Annotated in this window: 15 protein-coding genes; 9 read left to right on the top strand and 6 right to left on the bottom strand. The window is 38.2% G+C overall.

The window, feature by feature from the left end; genetic code table 11:
• Positions 1 to 116 precede the first annotated feature (116 nt).
• Entirely contained in the window at positions 117 to 329 is a 213-nt protein-coding gene (locus SLP02_RS21740; protein WP_319422809.1) for a hypothetical protein, read from the top strand.
• Positions 330 to 576: 247 nt separating this feature from the next.
• Here SLP02_RS21740 and SLP02_RS21735 read toward each other — a convergent pair whose 3' ends face one another.
• Positions 577 to 861: an RNA recognition motif domain-containing protein gene (locus SLP02_RS21735; RefSeq protein ID WP_319422808.1), complete on the bottom strand. Its 285-nt coding sequence runs from the start codon at positions 859 to 861 to the stop codon at positions 577 to 579.
• A gap of 288 nt (positions 862 to 1149) precedes the next feature.
• On the opposite strand from SLP02_RS21735, the gene SLP02_RS21730 reads away from it, so the two are divergent.
• The 3 genes from SLP02_RS21730 (at position 1150) to SLP02_RS21720 (ending at position 3287) form a co-directional block, all read left to right on the top strand.
• Entirely contained in the window at positions 1150 to 1821 is a 672-nt protein-coding gene (locus SLP02_RS21730) for a DUF3120 domain-containing protein (protein WP_413467413.1), read from the top strand.
• A gap of 44 nt (positions 1822 to 1865) precedes the next feature.
• The gene (locus SLP02_RS21725; RefSeq protein ID WP_319422806.1) at positions 1866 to 2915 is read left to right on the top strand and encodes an ABC transporter permease; all 1050 of its coding nucleotides are present in this window, start codon (positions 1866 to 1868) and stop codon (positions 2913 to 2915) included.
• An 87-nt stretch (positions 2916 to 3002) separates the two neighbouring features.
• On the top strand, positions 3003 to 3287 hold the full coding sequence (locus SLP02_RS21720) for a hypothetical protein (RefSeq protein ID WP_319422805.1): 285 nt from the start codon (positions 3003 to 3005) through the stop codon (positions 3285 to 3287).
• A gap of 280 nt (positions 3288 to 3567) precedes the next feature.
• On the opposite strand, the gene SLP02_RS21715 is transcribed toward SLP02_RS21720, so the two are convergent.
• Both SLP02_RS21715 and SLP02_RS21710 read right to left on the bottom strand, forming a co-directional pair.
• A complete protein-coding gene (locus SLP02_RS21715) occupies positions 3568 to 5385 on the bottom strand; it encodes a putative bifunctional diguanylate cyclase/phosphodiesterase (protein ID WP_319422804.1) in 1818 nt (605 codons plus the stop codon).
• Positions 5386 to 5615: 230 nt separating this feature from the next.
• Positions 5616 to 8123 (bottom strand): ATP-binding protein, encoded by a 2508-nt coding sequence (locus SLP02_RS21710; protein ID WP_319422803.1) that lies wholly within the window; start codon positions 8121 to 8123, stop codon positions 5616 to 5618.
• Between the two features lie 356 nt (positions 8124 to 8479).
• Here SLP02_RS21710 and SLP02_RS21705 point away from each other — a divergent pair, with 356 nt between their 5' ends.
• The 5 genes from SLP02_RS21705 (at position 8480) to SLP02_RS21685 (ending at position 15272) form a co-directional block, all read left to right on the top strand.
• Entirely contained in the window at positions 8480 to 9697 is a 1218-nt protein-coding gene (locus SLP02_RS21705; RefSeq protein WP_319422802.1) for a DUF4336 domain-containing protein, read from the top strand.
• Between the two features lie 401 nt (positions 9698 to 10098).
• Complete coding sequence (locus SLP02_RS21700) at positions 10099 to 11427, top strand: AAA-like domain-containing protein (protein WP_319422801.1); 1329 nt, start codon at positions 10099 to 10101, stop codon at positions 11425 to 11427.
• A 170-nt stretch (positions 11428 to 11597) separates the two neighbouring features.
• The gene (locus SLP02_RS21695) at positions 11598 to 12938 is read left to right on the top strand and encodes an FAD-dependent oxidoreductase (protein ID WP_319422800.1); all 1341 of its coding nucleotides are present in this window, start codon (positions 11598 to 11600) and stop codon (positions 12936 to 12938) included.
• Between the two features lie 344 nt (positions 12939 to 13282).
• Positions 13283 to 14074 (top strand): ergothioneine biosynthesis protein EgtC, encoded by a 792-nt coding sequence (egtC, locus tag SLP02_RS21690; protein ID WP_319422799.1) that lies wholly within the window; start codon positions 13283 to 13285, stop codon positions 14072 to 14074.
• On the top strand, positions 14046 to 15272 hold the full coding sequence (locus SLP02_RS21685) for an SUMF1/EgtB/PvdO family nonheme iron enzyme (protein WP_319422798.1): 1227 nt from the start codon (positions 14046 to 14048) through the stop codon (positions 15270 to 15272). The genes egtC and SLP02_RS21685 overlap by 29 nt, the downstream gene beginning before the upstream one ends.
• A gap of 95 nt (positions 15273 to 15367) precedes the next feature.
• On the opposite strand, the gene SLP02_RS21680 is transcribed toward SLP02_RS21685, so the two are convergent.
• From SLP02_RS21680 to SLP02_RS21670, 3 genes are read right to left on the bottom strand one after another with little or no spacing between them, the layout of a single operon-like run.
• Complete coding sequence (locus tag SLP02_RS21680) at positions 15368 to 16531, bottom strand: TIGR03364 family FAD-dependent oxidoreductase (RefSeq protein WP_319422797.1); 1164 nt, start codon at positions 16529 to 16531, stop codon at positions 15368 to 15370.
• Positions 16532 to 16541: 10 nt separating this feature from the next.
• Positions 16542 to 17150 carry an HD domain-containing protein gene (locus tag SLP02_RS21675; protein ID WP_319422796.1) on the bottom strand — a complete coding sequence of 203 codons (609 nt, stop codon included), beginning with the start codon at positions 17148 to 17150 and terminating at the stop codon, positions 16542 to 16544.
• Between the two features lie 30 nt (positions 17151 to 17180).
• Positions 17181 to 17906, bottom strand: coding sequence for an HAD family hydrolase (locus tag SLP02_RS21670; RefSeq protein WP_319422795.1), 726 nt, complete (start codon positions 17904 to 17906; stop codon positions 17181 to 17183).
• Between the last annotated feature and the right edge of the window lie 297 nt (positions 17907 to 18203).

Raw genomic sequence — 18203 nt, 5'->3', positions numbered from 1 at the left:
TTCTTAATTAATGTAAAAAGCTAATTTAATAAATTTAAGTTGAACAAATAACAAAATAGAGTTATAAAAGACGATTAGTTAGGAAGTATAACTGTGAAAGTATATCTATAATTGTCATGAAAATTCAAGCGTTATTGGGTATTAATGGCTATAGTTTGATTGTCTGTCATTGTTCAGGAAATTCATATCAATTGAGTATCATTGAGCAAGATCGAACAATTATTAATTTTGAAGGAATTTATGCTACGTTGCAAATTGCTATAGACAGAGGAAAGTCTGTAATTCAAAATCTCGATTATTGCCGTCATGATGCTTCTAATCGTGGTTAAAGCTGAACGGCTCAATAATTAATTTAAGGCAAAAATGCCAAGAAAAACTAAGAGTAATGCTCTAGAAAATAAAAAAGAGCGATGTCTTTTTACAAAGTTTTCTCAACGCGAGAAACCCGCGCAACGGAACTTTGCGCTTGACTAGCTTCGCGATCGCCTAACTAGCCGTTAAGCATCGCCGTATTTATTGCTGGTTATTTGAGGATTTTCTATATCTAGCTACATAGACACAAAAAAGCCCAAAACTTTAATTGGAAAATCTGCGAGTACCACCATCATTCCCGCTAGATTCTCTAGGTCTAGCCTTATTCACCTTTAAAGTACGCCCCATCCATTCTGCCCCATCAAGAGTGTTAATAGCTGCTGTTTCTTGAGCGTCTGTCTCCATCTCTACAAAGCCAAAACCTCGTTTGCGACCTGTTTCGCGATCAGAGGGAAGATGGACACGCTTAACAGAGCCATATTCGCCAAAAACTGACTGTAAGTCTTCTGGTGTAACCTCATAATTAAGATTACCGACATAAATCGACATTTCTCTTGCTTCCTGTGTTGAATAATTTAGAAATCGAGAGCAAAGTTACTTAGATTACCTTGCTCATCCCAATGGTTGACATTAGTTTCTGACGTCAATACTAACATTATATTCAAGCTTCAATTTGTTCAAATTTAATCCCCCCCCCCAGCATTTTTATTAAGAACTGTGTTATTTTAATAAAAGTAAAGATACTTAACAAAAACCAGAAATAGTCCACTCCAGCAACTTATTTTTTTACTTGTGACATCCTCTAGTTCAGATCGCTCCTCCTTAAACTCATCTAATATTCTCGGCTTAACTCTTCAACACAACCAAGAGCGTAGAGCATGGCGAGTATTTTTTACCGCTTCGTTTTTAGTTTCAGTACCAGTTTTTTTTCAAGCTCCAATTGTGAGACTATTTCCTGAAATTAGTTTACTGCTAACTTTTTTCTGGGTTGGGTTAGGTTGGTTTCTCTATCAGCGTCCCCAAAGTCGCTGGTGGGGGGATATTATTCTTGGCTTTAGCTGGAGTTGGTTAGCCGGGTCAATTTATTGGGGTTGGCTTCGGTCTGAGCCATTAATTCATCTTCCTGTTGAAGCTATTGGTTTGCCTTTTGCTCTGTGGTGTGTTTGGCGAGGCTGGGGAAAAATTGGTAATTTTTTCTATCTAGGCTCTTTGTTAGGTACAGCTATCACTGACCTGTATTTTTATCTGGTTAACGTCATTCCTTACTGGCGCGAGCTAATGACCGTAGATTTAGATCCAGCTTTAGCTTCACCCATATTTAAGGCTGCCTTAACTCAGGTGCAAACCCCCTGGGGAATCAGTTGGGCAATAGTGCTGGTTAACATCCTTCTGGCAGTTAGTTGGTGGTCTCTAAAGAAAATGGAGCTACACTGGTGGGCATTTGCTGGAGCAGTTTTAAGCACCATTTTAGTTGACAGCTTATTTTGGATTGCAGCCTATTTAGCTTAGTTGCTAACCAGCTATTGTTGCATTGATGAGTTAATTAAAAATCTATGGCTCAAAGTAATAATGTCTCTAGGCGATCGCCATTAGCTTTATTCCAAAATTTTATCTATAGCGAAACCAGCCTATATATACTTAAAAGGCTGCTGCAAGCAGTGTTAACTTTACTTCTGGCTTCTGCTCTCTGCTTTGCAATTACAGAGTTAGCACCAGGAGACTATTTAGATATTCTCAAGCAAGATCCCCAAATTACTCAAGAGCGTATTGCTGAACTTACTCGGCAGTTTGGGTTAGACAAGCCAGCCATAGTTCAGTATGGTCGTTGGCTGTGGCGGGTGGTTACTCAGTTTGATTTTGGTGAAAGCTTTGTCTATTTTCGTTCGGTTAAATCTTTATTATTTGAACGTATACCTGCCACTCTTTTATTAGCCGTGGCATCAATTATTGTCACCTGGGCGATCGCCATTCCTTTAGGAATTTTGAGTGCGGTCAAGCAAAATACGGCGATCGACAAGGTGCTACGGGTATTAAGTTACTTTGGGCAAGGGTTTCCTAGCTTTATCACAGCCCTAATATTTTTGATTATTGCTCAGTTTTTGTCTCCTTTATTTCCCGTAGGCGGCATGACCAGTATCAATCATGACCAACTATCTTTTGTAGGCAAGATTCTCGATATTGGCTGGCACATGATCTTACCTACTATTGCCTTGAGCATCACTAGTTTTGCTGGACTACAGCGTTTAACCAGAGGACAGCTATTAGACGTGCTGCGACAGGACTATATTCAGACGGCTCGCGCTAAAGGTTTGCCAGAAAATAAGGTTATTTATGTTCATGCGCTGCGAAACGCCATTAACCCTCTAATTACCCTCATTGGCTTTGAATTTGCCAGTTTACTGAGTGGTTCATTTATTGCCGAGTTTTTCTTCAACTGGCCTGGTTTAGGTCGCTTGACTTTACAGGCGGTTCAGGCTCAAGATAAGTATTTAGTAATGGCGAGTTTAATGATGGGAGCAGCTATGTTAATTATTGGTAATTTATTAGCAGACTTACTTTTAAAAGCCGTAGATCCCAAAATAAAACTGGCAGACTTGAAGTAAGAAGTAAAAGGTCAGAGGTGAATTGTTTTGGCTCTTACTTATTTACCTAGTTTTTATTTGAGAGGGCTATTGTAGCGAGTAGTGAGAATGTTATTACAAGTAAATTATTTAATTCGTTCAAAAAAAGATGGTAAATATTTGGTCGCTCGTTTACCAGACCAAAATGGAACGGAGGTTAGCTATCTGCTAGTTTTTAATCGAGACTATGACGCACTTAGCTATATAAACTCCCATGGTCAAGAATACAAGGATTACCTTGCCGTAGAAACAGCATCTCCAACTCAGCTTAAAGGATTAAGGCAACGTTGGGGCTATTCTGGTTTTGGCATTGTCAAAGATCCATTATTACCAGAAATTCAATTCGTTGTTTAAAGCTTAAAAATCAAACTTTAGCCGACTATTTAACTGTTTAGATGACAAAATAGGAGTCTAAAGTTAATTGTACGAGTGTCAATGGTAAGAAAATTCATTTTTGCCAGACGAAGTAGCTAAAAAGAAGGTCGTACTTTACTCTTTCCTTCCACTTTATTTTCTTAAGATGTTCAACCTTGCTTTGCTTCTCGAAAAGCGAAAGAACACTACTACGATGCTATTTGGTTTAGCCGTATTCAAGAAATTAAATGTCATTCTCAGTAAAAGTTAATGAGATGTGTCAGGCAGCCAGCAGCAGAACACCCGCATCCTCAGCAGTTAGAGGTTTGGAAAACAGAAATCCTTGTCCAAAATGGCAACCTAATTCTCGAAGTTGAGTAGATTGTTCTTTAGTTTCAATACCTTCAGCTACTACATCTAAATTCATTACTTGGGCAATACTGAGAATTACGGGAACTAAACCTAGATTACTTTTCGTTCCATCAAGGTTTTGAATAAAACACCGATCTATTTTTAGTGTATTGACAGGGAAGGTTTGTAGTTGGCTTAAAGAAGAGTAACCCGTGCCAAAATCATCAATACTAAATTGTATTCCCCGCTCTCGTAATTGTTGGAGTAAAATTTTGGTCAATTGTAAGTTTTGCATCATCGAACTTTCGGTAATTTCCAATTTGATCGATGTGGGATGTATTTGAGTTTTGGCTAAGATGTGATCGATTTCCTCAACCAGAGTAGCTTGATTTAGCTGTTGCGCTGCCAAATTAAGATAAATTTTGAGGTCAGTAAATCCTTGCTGTTGCCACTGAGCAAGCTGATAACAGGCTTGCTGCATGACTGAGTTACCAATCGAACAGATTAAACCAGTTTCTTCAGCGACGGGAAGAAATGAATTGGGAGGAATTAATCCGTGTTGGGGATGTAACCAGCGTACCAAAGCTTCAAAACCAGAAATTTTTTCCGTACTTAAATCGACAATTGGTTGATAGTAAACTACAAACTCCTGTTGTTGAACGGCTCGATGTAAATCTGTTTCCAGCTTTAACAACTGATGAGCAGCTTGATACATTGTGGGAGTAAAAATCTGATATTGTCCCCTACCTAAATTTTTAGCGCGATACATGGCGGTATCTGCATCTCTTAAAATATGTTCTGGTTGTTCGTAGTCGGGGTTGCTCAAGACAATTCCAATGCTGACATTAATAAAAATCTCATAACCATTACAACAAAATTGCTGTTTTAAAATATCTATAATGCGTTCTGCTACCTCGATCGCTTTCTCGATATTGTCCATAGCAGCTAAAAGAACAGCAAATTCATCTCCACCCAAACGTGCTAAAATGTCCTTTCCTCGGACAATAGCGCGCAAACGTTCGGCAACTTTTTTTAAAAGTTCATCCCCTACCAAATGACCGAGAGAATCGTTGACGATTTTAAAGCGATCGCAATCGAGAAACAACACGGCAAACTGGTAAGCAGAATCTATTTTGGCACGATAGAGAGATTTTTCTAATTGCTCCATAAACTCGGAGCGATTGATCGATCCTGTTAGACCATCATAGATCGCCATTTCTCGCAGTCTTTCGTTAGCAGTTGCTAGTTGTTGAGTGCGTTCAGCGACCCTAGTTTCTAACTGGGAGTTTAATTGATGAATTTCTTGTTGCGCTGCTTTTAAAGCCAATTGATTTTGCACCCGTACCAGCACTTCTTCAATCTGAAACGGTTTGCTAATATAGTCTGCTCCTCCCACTGTAAAGGCTCTAACTTTGTCCAGGACATCACCTAAAGCACTAAGAAAAATAATTGGAATAGCAGCGGTTGCAGGATTTTCCTTGAGTTTTTGGCAGACTTCATAACCATTCATGTCGGGCATCATAATATCTAACAGAATTAAATCTGGTGGCAGAGTTTGTACTATTTTTAAAGTCATTTGCCCGTTAACTGCTTTACGCACCTTATAACCCTGCTCGGTAAGCATATTGGAAAGTAAGCGCAAATTTTCTAAAGTATCATCGACAATTAAGATATCTTGCAGTAAAAAGGCTTCTAATACTAAATCTTGATTAATTGCTGATTTGGTATTTAAATTGCGATCATTCATTGGTTTTTAACTGATGCGGGTAACTATTGCTCTAAGATACTCACCATCTCCTCAAATATTTGTGATTTGCTCCCACATAAATGCTTAAATCTTTACATGCGTGCAAGCCCTTTGTCTCTCAAATTTTTGATTTGTTCGTAGGTCATGTTTTTGTTCGCGATCGCATCATTACCTTAATTTTTCTTATTTTCACTCGATTCATACAAGAAGTCTATTGAATAATTTGAGCTTTAGATATCAGTAATTGCAATTAAATTGATAATATCATCGAATTTAAAGCTTTCAATTAAAGTAGTTAAAATGGTAGCTAGCTGTTCTTGTTCTGTGGGAATTTGCTCGATCAGTTCTAATAAACGTAAATCATCTCCTTCAGAAGCCCGCTGACAAACTTCATCAATCCATTTAGGAGACATGACTTGGAGGCTTTCCTTGTTAAGGATAAAATCTGTTGAGTGGTTTTGGGCTGATTTTTTGGTCTGCTCTTCTTCTTGGTAGATATATTCCACTCCCAAATATTGAGCCATTTTGACAAATAATTCCTGGATGCGAAAGGGCTTACGCACAAAGTCATCGCAGCCAAATGCTAAAATTTTCCGACGTTCTTCTTCAAAGACACTAGCGGTTAGGGCAATAATTACCGTTGCCTGTCCCCGTAAGGATTTCTTGATATGTTTAGTTGCTTCGTAGCCATTCATAACGGGCATTTGCATATCCATCCAGATCAAATGAGGTGACCAACTTTCCCAAATTGCGATCGCTTCTGAACCATTGGTTGCTTCTCGAACCTGAAAGCCAACAGAACTCATAATTTTAACCATCAACTCGCGATTGCTGACTTTATCATCTACTACTAAAATCCGAAATGGTTGCTCGTCAGCGATCGCAATTGGCGTACCAGAAAATGTTGATGATTTTTCCGATAATATTGGTGCTGTAATTAAAGGGATCGTAAAAGTAAAAGCTGTTCCCTGCCCAAGTTGACTGCTCACGGTAATTTCGCCCCCCATTAATCGAATAAACTCGCGACTAATCGATAATCCTAATCCCGTGCCTTCAGGTGTTTGCCATCCTGCTTCTGCTTGTCCAAAGGCGACAAATATACGCTCTATTGCTTCGGGACTAATTCCTACCCCTGTATCTTCAACGCTAAAGTAAATTGTTTCTGCTTCGATCCATATCCTTAATTGAACCGAGCCTTGTTCGGTGAACTTAATCGCGTTACCCAGGATATTGATTAATACCTGACGGAGCTTTTGGCGATCGCTTTTGATACATTGAGGAACATCGTTGTCATACTCAATCAATAATTCTATTTGTTTAATTTGTGCTTTGAGTTTTAGTAAATCTTCAAGCTCGGTAAACAAGTTATATAAATCGAAACTGGTTTCGTTGAAAAAAGTATACCCTGCTTCAATTTTGGACATCTCTAAAACATCATTAATCAGACTCAACAGATGTTCGCCACTAGAATCGATGATATTAATATATGATTGATGCTCCAGAGCAAGTTGCTTAGACCTTTGCAAGATTTGGGCATAGCCGAGAATGGCATTTAGGGGAGTCCTGAGTTCGTGACTCATGTTTGCCAAAAATTCACTTTTAGCTCGGTTAGCTCTTTCTGCTTCATTTTTGGCTAAGTTTAATTCCTGTGCTTGTTGTTGAGTCCGTGCTAATAATTCTGCTTGCTGTACAGCTACACCTAGTTGATTGCCCACCTGAATCATAATTTGAATGATTCCTGACTGCCATTGACGGGGAGTAGAAAGCTGATAGGCAAATAGTAATCCCCAAAGATGATCGTTGCAAAAAATTGGTACAACTACGTAAGCTTGCGCTTGTACTTCTTCTAATAATTTTAGGTAGCATTCGTCAAAGTTAGCTTCGTAAACGTCAGCAACGGCACGATAGCTGTTTTTCTGATTAAAAATGTTGCTTTGAGATTCTTGCAAATATGTATCTTGAATTATTTTGATCGCGCAGTCGTCTCGCTCAATGGCTATTTGAGTTACTGCTTGATTATCAACTTGAGAAACTAGCTTAGACCATCCTTTGGCAACCGATTCTGCCACTAGTTGACCGCTCCAATCAGGGTTAAATTGATAAATTAAGACGCGATCGCAGTTAATTGACTGTCTTAATTCTTCAGTAGTATCAGAGAAGATTACTTTTAAATCCAGAGTCTGTCTCATGCGCTGGACAATTCTGCTAACCGCTTGCTTACTTTCGATTGACTGTTGTAGCTCGTTAGTGCGTTTTTGTACTCTAATTTCCAATTTTTCATTAACCAAACGCAGTTTGGCTTCTACTTTTTGGCGTTCGACGATTTCTTTTTGCAATTCTTGATTAATCAGCTCTAGTTGTTCGGGGGTTTTTAGGGATAAAAAACGGGGTAGTAAAGTTGCCATTTCTACAGCCGTGTAGCAAGAGATTAGAGCGGTAAATGCCTGTTCGGTTCCCGATAACCAATAAGCAGGATGCCACAGCGTCCAAATTTCTAATAAATGCCCAGTACCGCAGAGAACGATAAACCCGCCAAACATTATGAAAAAGCTTTGAAAAGGCACATCACTACGTTTGAAGACAAAGTAAAGTAGCATGATGGGAATGGAAAAATAGGCGAGCGCAATTAGCAAGTCGCTGACTACATGCAGCGCGACTAAAGGGGTTTGCCACAAATAACAGTGACCATGTGGTATGTAAGATTTGGGAAAAAGAAGTTTACTTAAAACATCACTCATACTTTTTTTTTGCCAAGTTTTAAAGCAAGTTAAAGATTGATAATCTAATCTAATTTTTAGTTGTGTTCATTTAGCAAAAACTTATGGACTGATTTTATTCTTAGTATTCCCGTTTTTGAACAAAAATTAGCCCGCACTCTTAGTCTTCGCGAAGTTAAGTTATACAACACTAAATAAACAATACTACTGTCCTCTTAAAAATAACCGTCAAGTGAATCTGCTGGTGTTAATTCAGATCAAAGAGTAGACAGTTTGAAGTGGAGCGACAAAGAATTAGCTCAAGGTAGAAAGATCAAAATTAAGGGTTTTCCTGAAGAACATAAAGTAAATTAGGTGAAGAGAGAAAATTAAATGAAATGTACAAAGAAGACGAAATTACAGTAAGCCAAAAGTTGCCTCGTCAACCAAAAAATTCTCAGGATCATCGTTGGCGATTTTGGGCGACCGTACCAATTTATCCTTACAGCAAACGGCGCACTATCCGCAAAGAAATACTCAAAGATACTATTTGGACTTTTGACCAACTCCAGGGCATTTTTTATGTTGTTGTCCCCATTCGGATGACCATCATTAAGCTAAAATCTGGCGGACTATTAGTATACGCACCTGTTGCACCTACCCCTGAATGTATTCGTTTAGTCCAAGAATTGGTGGCACACCATGGAGATGTCAAATATATTATTTTGCCGACCATTTCAGGTTTAGAACATAAATACGTTGTTGGTCCTTTTGCCCGTAAGTTTCCCCAGGCGACGGTATATGTTGCTCCTAAGCAATGGAGTTTTCCTGTCGATTTGCCCTTAAGCTGGCTGGGTTTTCCTGGTAAACGGACTAAGGTATTGCCCCAAGACAGTAGCCAAACTCCTTTTAGTGATGAATTTGATTACGCGATTTTAGGAGATATTGATTTAAGGTTGGGTCAATTTGCCGAAGTTGCTTTTTTACACAAGCGATCGCAGACTCTTTTAGTCACAGACTCGATTGTTTCTATCCCCGCAAAGCCTCCTGAAATTGTTGAGCAGGATCTTTATCCTTTGCTGTTTCACGCCAGAGACAGTGCAATTGAAGCAATATCCGATACTCAAGGCAATCGTCTTCGAGGTTGGCATAGAATCTGTTTATTTGCCATGTATTTTCGCTCTAGCGTCCTAGACATACCCAGTATAGGCAAAACAGTTACTGATGCGGTGCGATCGCCAAATAAGTCGACACAAGCATACTGGGGGCTGTATCCTTTTCAATGGCAGGTCAACTGGGAGGAAGCATTTTATACTTTACGTAGCGATGGACGTTTGCTAGTTGCGCCGATTTTACAGACGCTAATTCTTAATCGCGCTCCTAAAGAAACTTTAGCCTGGGCAGATGCGATCGCGCTTTGGAATTTTACCCAAATTATTCCCTGTCACTTTGATGCACCTATTAGCACAACTCCCCAAGAATTTCGCCAAGCATTTTCTTTTTTAGAATCCAATATTGCTAATTCTCCACGGTTTCCTAAGGCTGACCTACAAACCTTGAAAAATATTGATGCTTTACTATACAAACCAGGTATTATTCCCCCTCCTAAAATTTAGCTAAGTTAACCATTAACAATAAATAAGTAAAAACTTTTGATAAATAAGCTCTAAAGTCGATTAAGTCAAGAAATTTAAACATTAGCCAAACTTAATCTATTTATTAACATTGAAATTAAAACTCAAATAACAACTTGATTATGTTACAAAAAGACCTTGTTTCTAATTACGAGGTAATTTATAGTCAAAAGCATTAAATCAACTGCTAAAATCTTGCCCAGACTAGCCTTTTTAACTAATATGCGCCTAAAGCGAATAATTCAATTCGTAGACATTGAGTGTAAGTAATGTTAGAAGCTAGTTTGAAGAAATAGATTGACAATCTAGCATTTGGTTATTTTCAAAAAAAAAGTAACAATTAAGTTAAGAGATATCTTTTTTATCTACAGTAGCTACATAATATGATAACCATTGAAGAAGCTTTGCATTTGGTCGATAATGGCATTAATCCTGAAAGGCTAAACTCTGTACAGGAGCTTATTTTAACTCAATGCTGGTCTGGCAAAACTTATCAAGAAATTGCTGATGCTTCAGGATACGATCCTGACTATATTAGAGTAGTTGGTTCTAGACTTTGGCAGCTTCTATCATACTCTTTTGGAGAAAAGATTACTAAAAATAACTTTCGCTCAATTTTACGACAGCAAGTTGGCAGAGTAGAAGAGAAAGACAGCACCAAAGGATATATTACAGCCTTAGAACTACCTCAAACTCCTATTCCTTTAGATTCTGCCTTATATGTTCAGCGTCCTCCCATAGAGGAGCAAGCTTATGAAGAAATTGTCAAACCAGGAGCCTTAATTAGAATTAAAGCTGCCAAACATATGGGAAAAACTTCTCTGGTGATGAGGATTCTAGCTCAGGCACAGTCTCGTGGTTATCATACCGTTAGATTAAATTTTTTACAGGCAGAAGATAGTGTAATTAGCAATTTAGAACGTTTATTGCGTTGGTTTTGTGCCAATATTAGCCTTCAGCTAGGTGTAGAATCCAGGCTCAACGATTACTGGGATGAGGATTTGGGTTTTAAAGTTAGCTGTACTACCTACCTACAGGGATATATTTTAAGTCAACTAGATAGCCCTTTGGTAGTTGCTTTAGATGAAGTTCACCATCTTTTTCGCTATCCTCAAGTTGCTCAGGAATTTCTGCCTTTATTACGCTTTTGGCACGAAGAGGCTAATAATGTGCCTATATGGCAAAGATTTCGCCTGATTGTTACCTATTCTACCGAAATTTGTGTTTTTCTTAATCTTAATCAATCATCCTTCAACGTTGGGTTGGCTCTTAAGCTGAGTGATTTTAATTGGGAACAAGTACAAGAATTAGCCAAACGCTACGGTTTAGATAGCATTAATCCTCCTTTACTTCCAGAACAACTTAAGTCTTTAAGAGAAATTGTGGATGGTCATCCTTATTTACTCAATTTGGCTTTTTGCCATTTGGTGACTCAAAATAACGATATAGAAAAACTAATTGCAGAAGCTACAACCGATACAGGAATCTATCGAGGTCATTTACGAAGTCATTTAGCTGCTTTGGGAAAACATCCTGAGTTAGCTACAGCTTATAAACAGGTAGTTCAATCTGATGAGGCGGTAATCTTAAACCCGATCGCTGCTTATGAATTAGAAAGTATAGGTTTGGTAAAGTTAAAGGGAAATGAAACCACTCCTTTGTGTGAATTGTATCGTCTTTACTTCCGCGATCGCCTTCAAGATATTTTCTAAGTTGCTACAAAGAGCGAAACAGTACTAGTTAGTTCTAAAAAAAATTGTAAATGTTATTTTCTAGGCTATGGCTAAGGTTAAGATATTAGTGTGATTAATTTGCCTCAAAATTTGACTAAACCAAGAAAAAGTATTCTGTAGCTAACGAACTGCTGCCCTAGTTTATTTTTATGAATAATCAAACCTACGAAGTTGCGATCATCGGTGGTGGTATTTGTGGCACAGCTTTACTATATACCCTAAGCAACTATACCAATATTAAGAATATTGCTTTAATCGAAAAAGAATCTGATATTGCTTTAGTTAATTCTTATACTAATAGTAATAGCCAAACTCTTCACTTTGGTGATATTGAAACTAACTATACTTTAGCCAAAGCTAAGAAGGTTAATGCTGGAGCTAGCTTGGTTAAAAACTATTTATTAAAAACCGATAGCCAGCAGGATATTTATACCAAATATCATAAAATGGTCTTAGGAGTTGGTCTAGAGCAGTGCCAAAAATTAAAAGATAGATATCAAGAGTTTAAACAACTTTTTCCTGATCTAAGATTGTTGAATCAGGCAGATATAGCAGCCAAAGAACCAAAAGTTCTGGAAAACAGGTCTACAGAAGAAGAGATTATAGCTCTATTTACCGATGAAGGTTATACAGTAGACTTTAATCTTTTGGCTCGCTCTTTTTTAGTTAATTCTCAGCACAAATCAGATAAGAATATTAGCCTGTTGTTAAATACTAAAGTCAAGCAAATAACTAAAAAAAACGATCTATATCAAATCAAAATTGCAGATAAAATTATTCAAGCCAAAACTGTTGCCATAGCAGCAGGGGCGCATAGTCTATTATTTGCCAAATCCTTGGGCTATGGTCTAAATTACGCTTTGCTTAGTGTGGCGGGAAGTTTTTACTTTGCGCCTGGGGTACTTAATGGCAAAGTATACACTGTACAGCGTCAAAAGCTACCCTTTGCAGCAATTCACGGCGATCCAGAAGTCCATAATAGCGCGATCGCCCGTTTTGGACCAACAGCCAAAGTATTGCCACTATTAGAACGTCATAATTACTCCAGCATACTGGAATATTTTCAAACCGCAGGCATGAGTATGAAAGCAGCGATTAGCTTTTTAAAAATCTTGGCAGATCCAGTTATTCGTAACTATATTGCCCTTAATTTTATTTATGATTTTCCTGTTATTGGCAAAAGACTATTTATCAAAGAAGTAAAGAAAATAATTCCCGCAATCAAGCTAAATGATCTTAGCTATGCTAAGGGATATGGTGGCGTTCGACCACAGGTAGTAAATCTTAATACTCAGGCTTTAGAAATGGGAGAAGCCAAAATTATTGGCGATAAAATTATCTTTAACATTACTCCTTCCCCAGGAGCTTCTACTTGTTTGCAAAACGCCTTAGAAGATACAGCCAGAATAGTTGACTTTTTAGCTGAAGGCTACCAGTTTGATCGTCAACAGTTTTTAACAGACTTAGCTTCTGACAGGGCGATCGCTTAAATATTAATCTTATTCAGGAAATATGTTATTATTCTAATAATATAAACCTTAATTTGTTTGCAACCCTCTGAAACTATTAAGGGGAATTAATAGTATTATAGTAACAGAAGACAATCTGTCATATCAAGCTTTAATTCTATTCCCCCAATTAATTTGACCTTGCAATGAGGGTAGATAAATTAATCTAGCCTCGTTGTTTTGTGCCAATATTTATTCAAGCTAAATTAGAATTAGTTCTATATGTATTTGATTGGGCTGAACTAATCCAGCTAACTTTTATAGCTCAAGATCTCCAACGCCATGATTGAATATAACAGACAGAAAACCGAGTATTTACAAATTTAATGTGTCGATTATTAGGCTATTTAGGTTCATCGATTCAGTTAGACCGTATATTAATTAAGCCAAACCATTCTTTGATTGTCCAAAGCTATCAACCCCGCGAAATGACTGCGGGGTTATTAAATGCTGATGGTTTTGGCATAGGTTGGTACAACCAGTCAAAACAAAATCGACCATACACTTATAAAAACATCTTACCTATTTGGAATGATGCTAATTTACCTCAGTTGGCAAACTACATCGAATCTAAATGTTACTTAGGATATGTGCGGAGTGCGACTTCCAATCTTTCGGTAGATATGATAAATTGTCAGCCTTTTAACCATCAAAATCTTTTGTTTGTTCACAATGGCTTTATCGATCATTTTCGTAAAACCCTTTACCGACCTATCCGCAATAGCCTAGACGATTTTGCCTATCAACGTATTGAAGGCACTACAGATTCAGAACATATTTTTGCCCTGGTAGTTAATGAGCTAGACAATAACCAAAACACTACTCTTCAACAGGCTTTAACTAATACTATTACTCATTTAGCAAAACTAGCCCAACCAGATGAAATATGCTTTTCTGCCAACATAGTTTTGAGTAATGGCAAAGAATTAGCAGCCTGTCGCTATTCTAACCGTGAGACTAGTCCTAGCTTATACTATATAAAAAACGATTCAGCTTATCCAGAAGCAGTAATTATCGCCTCAGAGCCTATGTTTGAGGGTAATTGGATTAGCTTCCCAGAACATAGCATTATTGGTGTAGGAGAAAATCTTGAAATTAGCCTCAATTCCCTTTCATAAACAATCTATTGCTACAGAACTATACCAGACTCGCCAGAATACTTTAGATCTGCTGTCCATAATCGATCATTCTTTTTTTTCTCATCAGGCTCATCCAGAGTTTAGTCCTATTGGCTGGCACTTTGGTCATATAGCTTTTATTGAAGCCTACTGGATTTTAGAATACCTTGGCGGATACGCTCCTTTATTTCCTGAGTATCAACGTTTATTCTCTGCCGATGGACTACCAAAACAAGAGCGTCAACATTTACCTAGCATGATGGTCATTAAGGACTATTTGCAAGCTGTTAGAGCCAAAGTATTTGACTATTTAAAAATTGCCCCCGTAGCCAAACAAGAGCGTCTTTGGCGGTGGCTAATTCAACACGAAAGCCAACACAGCGAGACTATTACTTTTATTTGGCAACTGCATCAGCAAGCCCACGATTTGCGCCACAACATAATTAATTTTAGTCACTCAACCTCCCAATTTGGCTCTCAAAGCTTGACTGACAAGACGGCTAAATTAGACGCAATGGTCAAAGTTAAAGCGGGGGAGTTTGTTATGGGTAGTAATGCTATTCAAGCTCTAGACAATGAATATCCTGCTCATCTGGTACACCTAGATGACTACTGGATCGATCGTTATCCCGTAACCTGTGGACAATACTATCAATTCATAGCTGCGGGAGGATATCAAAAGCGTCATTATTGGAGTGAACAAGGTTGGCAATGGCTACAGCAAAACCCCGTTTCTCAGCCTTTATTTTGGTCAGATAACCTAGATTGGATCGATCATCCTGTATGTGGGGTTAGCTATTACGAAGCCGAAGCCTATGCAAAATTTATCGACAAAAGACTACCTACGGAGGCGGAATGGGAAAAAGCGGCAACAGGAGCATCTTTAAACTCAAATCATCACCGTATAATTGGACATACTAGCTCGGTAGATGCTTATCTAGATTCAAGTAAATATGGCTGTCGAGATATGCTAGGTAATGTTTGGGAGTGGACAGCTTCTTGGTTTGCTGCTTATCCAAACTTTAATAATTATCCTTATCCTGGTTATTCAGAAGTTTATTTTGACAATCAACACCGAGTATTGCGGGGCGGTAGTTGGGCTACTAATAATTCAGTGCTAAGAACTACTTTTCGCAATTGGTATTATCCAGAGGTAAGACAGATTTTTGCTGGATTTAGATGTGTCAAAGATCGATAATTAAAGCCTGCTGTAACCTAAAAAAAGTCAACAAGCCACTCGTTTTTCTCGATCCATAACAGATTTTTTAACCGTTGGTAGCTCAATCTTCACAATTAACCAACAGCCACCAAGTTCATAGATTCTTGCAAATTAGTTACTACTTCTTCAGCTAATCCAAAAGAAAGAGTCATACCTGCACCACTAAGAGCATTAACAATAGTTACTCCTGATTCTGGATGAGCGATAAATTCGGTTTTTCCTGGTAATTTAGCGTAAACTCCATGCCAAGTCTCAGCAATTTCTAATGAGGGGACGCGAACAAAGGTTTTAAGGTAATCGAGGATATATTGATTTATTTCTGCTTTATCAAAAGGTTCTGGATTCAATCCATGTTCATGGGAATCACCAATAATTAATTCACCTGCTGAATTTTGTGACACCATGACGTGAATGCCCCATTCTGGAAAGTGAGGTGTTTCTATCGAAATTCGGTCTTTTAAGGCAGGTAAAGAAGGACAATCATTAAATGCACTGTAATGAGTTAAGGTTAGTCCGCCACAAAGAGATGTACCAATCCGAAAATTATCTGGTTGGGGTATAGTCCGCATCATCTGTAGCTTAACTTTAGTAATATTGCTTTTCTGATAAACATCTGGATATAAAGTTTCAAAGTCTGCACCACTACAGACAAAAATATGCTTGTTTGCCTTCCATTTTTCCCCTGCTGCAATGAGGTTGGAATATTCAATATTAGTAACTACAGTACTAAAATGAAATTCAATGCCGTATTCTCGATTTAATAAGCTAGGTAATTTTTTTACTGCCTCTCTGGGATCGACAATCATTTCTGTGGCACTCCACAACCCACCTAACAAGCCATCACTCTTTAACGCATGGCTTTTAGCAGTTACTTCACTAGGGGAAAGTAAAGCAACATCAGAATTATCTTTTTCACTCTTAACAAATTCTTGCAAAACAGCTAGTTCATCTTCTCGATAAGCAAGGTGCAGCGAACCACATTGGTTGAGATGAAAACCAGCTTTTGGTGCTACTTGTTTCCAAATTTCCCTGGATTTTAAGGCTCTTTGACGCAGTTTACTTTGGGGTTGTCCTATGGGCCAAATCATGCCAAAGTTACGGATTGACGCACCTACAGCATAGGAATTGCGCTCAAACACAGTTACTTTATAGCCTCGTTTAGCAGCAGCTAGAGCGTGAGCCATACCCACAATACCCGCCCCAACAACAATAATATCTGTCTGATTAATTGTATTCATAGTTAATTAATTATTTGATACAAGCAGTTAAAAAAGGAACAAAATAATTTAGATCGCGAGTTGATAAGTCAACAACTTTTGCTTCGTCATCCCAATGTCTTAATTGCACAGCTTGTTGGGCAAAAGGTAGAGCGATAAACGCTTTTGCTTCTTTTTCGGAAAAAATTCTACCTTGCCACTTTAAACTTTGTTTGGAAGCGGGCGAAAGAGATTCCCAGTAGTTAGAATCGATCGCACAAAGATATCTTTTTGCTTCTACATGAAGACGGACTGGTTCACTAACAGCAAAGCCAAAAAGCTTCTTTAATTGGGGAATTGCTTTATATTCATGAGGGGCTGACCTCGTCCTCGAAGGGCGAGGCTTGTACGCCCCGTGAAAGTCATTCTGGCTAGTTTCCTCCGTGTCTGAAAGAAGATGACCCAGATCGTGTAATAAGCTAGCTACAATTAACTCTTGGCTTGAACCTTCTGCTTCAGCTAAAGTTGCACACTGCAAAGCGTGTTCTAGTTGACTAATGGACTCGCCTCCATACTGGCAATCGCCTTTTTTTTCAAAAATAGTAACGATATCTTCAACAAGCGAGTCCCACGGAATACCGCTTCGCATAGTTAGATTCATGGTCTTGTGAGCAAAATACTGAGATAGGTATTACAAACTAGCTATGAGTGGCTTTAGATCTGCCAAAGAATTCAATAAACCATTATGAGGCGATGTTTCCAGTTGTTCTCTTGTATGCGTACCGTTAGTCACTCCCAAAGACCAACCACAATTAGCATTAACTCCTGCTTGAATATCTGAAGGAGTATCACCAATGACAATTACCTTTTGTGGATCTTTGATACCCAATTTATACATCGCTTTTTGAATCATATAGGGTGCGGGACGACCTTCGTTGTTGTAAATCTCGGATGGAGTTACGGTCGCTTGAATAATCGATTCGGATGAACCGACATAGTTACTGTCTAAACCTTTATCCCAACCAAGTCGCTGCAAAATGATATCGGTAACTTCGCGATAAAAGCCCGTATTAAGAGCGATATTAATCCCTTGAGACTTAAGCCAAGCAAATAATTCCCAACATCCTTCTGTGGGTTGTACTGGTTGAGTATGGTAGTGATTTTCTAAAACTCTTTTAAATTCAGCGTATGTATCATCTACTTTCGTTTCCAAGTCTGGATGATCTTGACCAATTTGTTCTGTCCACAAAGTGTCAAATACTCTTTTTTTCGCCCATCCCATCATGGAGTTAAGGCGATCTCGATCTGCTTTTAGACCACTCTTTTGGGTAGCTTGCATAAAACAGTCAAAGACCTCATTTTCATCTCTGACCGTTGTACCTGCCATATCAAACACGACTAACTGAATTGGAGACATGGATATTATTTTTGTATCTAATGGGTATGAAAACTTGGCGTTGCTGATTTGAAGTATGAAACCAAAAAGTAATCTGTTCGTAGCTCTTAGCCATCAGCTTTTAGCTCTTAGCTTTTAATTAATTTACTCAGTAGTGAAAATTGTAGAATCATACCTCGATTCAGCAACGCCAACTTATGAATTAAATATTTGTCTAGTTGTCTAGATAGCTTTTCTTACAGATTAGCAAAATAAATTTTTAAAATCAATCAAATTTCTGAATCCAAAGAAATTGTCAGCAGTAGTGATCGCGAGAAA

It is taken from the genome of Pleurocapsa sp. FMAR1, from assembly GCF_963665995.1.
Lineage (GTDB): Bacteria > Cyanobacteriota > Cyanobacteriia > Cyanobacteriales > Xenococcaceae > Waterburya.
This window is presented reverse-complemented; position numbering and strand designations above follow the sequence as displayed.

Bases quoted from the DNA above. Each gene is read 5' to 3' on its own strand.
- SLP02_RS21670 (WP_319422795.1), bottom strand. From the start codon at position 17,906: ATGTCTCCAATTCAGTTAGTCGTGTTTGATATGGCAGGTACAACGGTC.
- SLP02_RS21710 (WP_319422803.1), bottom strand. From the start codon at position 8,123: ATGAGTGATGTTTTAAGTAAACTTCTTTTTCCCAAATCTTACATACCA.
- SLP02_RS21705 (WP_319422802.1), top strand. From the start codon at position 8,480: ATGTACAAAGAAGACGAAATTACAGTAAGCCAAAAGTTGCCTCGTCAA.
- SLP02_RS21740 (WP_319422809.1), top strand. From the start codon at position 117: ATGAAAATTCAAGCGTTATTGGGTATTAATGGCTATAGTTTGATTGTC.
- SLP02_RS21715 (WP_319422804.1), bottom strand. From the start codon at position 5,385: ATGAATGATCGCAATTTAAATACCAAATCAGCAATTAATCAAGATTTA.
- SLP02_RS21725 (WP_319422806.1), top strand. From the start codon at position 1,866: ATGGCTCAAAGTAATAATGTCTCTAGGCGATCGCCATTAGCTTTATTC.
- SLP02_RS21680 (WP_319422797.1), bottom strand. From the start codon at position 16,531: ATGAATACAATTAATCAGACAGATATTATTGTTGTTGGGGCGGGTATT.
- SLP02_RS21695 (WP_319422800.1), top strand. From the start codon at position 11,598: ATGAATAATCAAACCTACGAAGTTGCGATCATCGGTGGTGGTATTTGT.
- SLP02_RS21735 (WP_319422808.1), bottom strand. From the start codon at position 861: ATGTCGATTTATGTCGGTAATCTTAATTATGAGGTTACACCAGAAGAC.
- SLP02_RS21700 (WP_319422801.1), top strand. From the start codon at position 10,099: ATGATAACCATTGAAGAAGCTTTGCATTTGGTCGATAATGGCATTAAT.
- egtC (WP_319422799.1), top strand. From the start codon at position 13,283: ATGTGTCGATTATTAGGCTATTTAGGTTCATCGATTCAGTTAGACCGT.
- SLP02_RS21675 (WP_319422796.1), bottom strand. From the start codon at position 17,150: ATGAATCTAACTATGCGAAGCGGTATTCCGTGGGACTCGCTTGTTGAA.
- SLP02_RS21720 (WP_319422805.1), top strand. From the start codon at position 3,003: ATGTTATTACAAGTAAATTATTTAATTCGTTCAAAAAAAGATGGTAAA.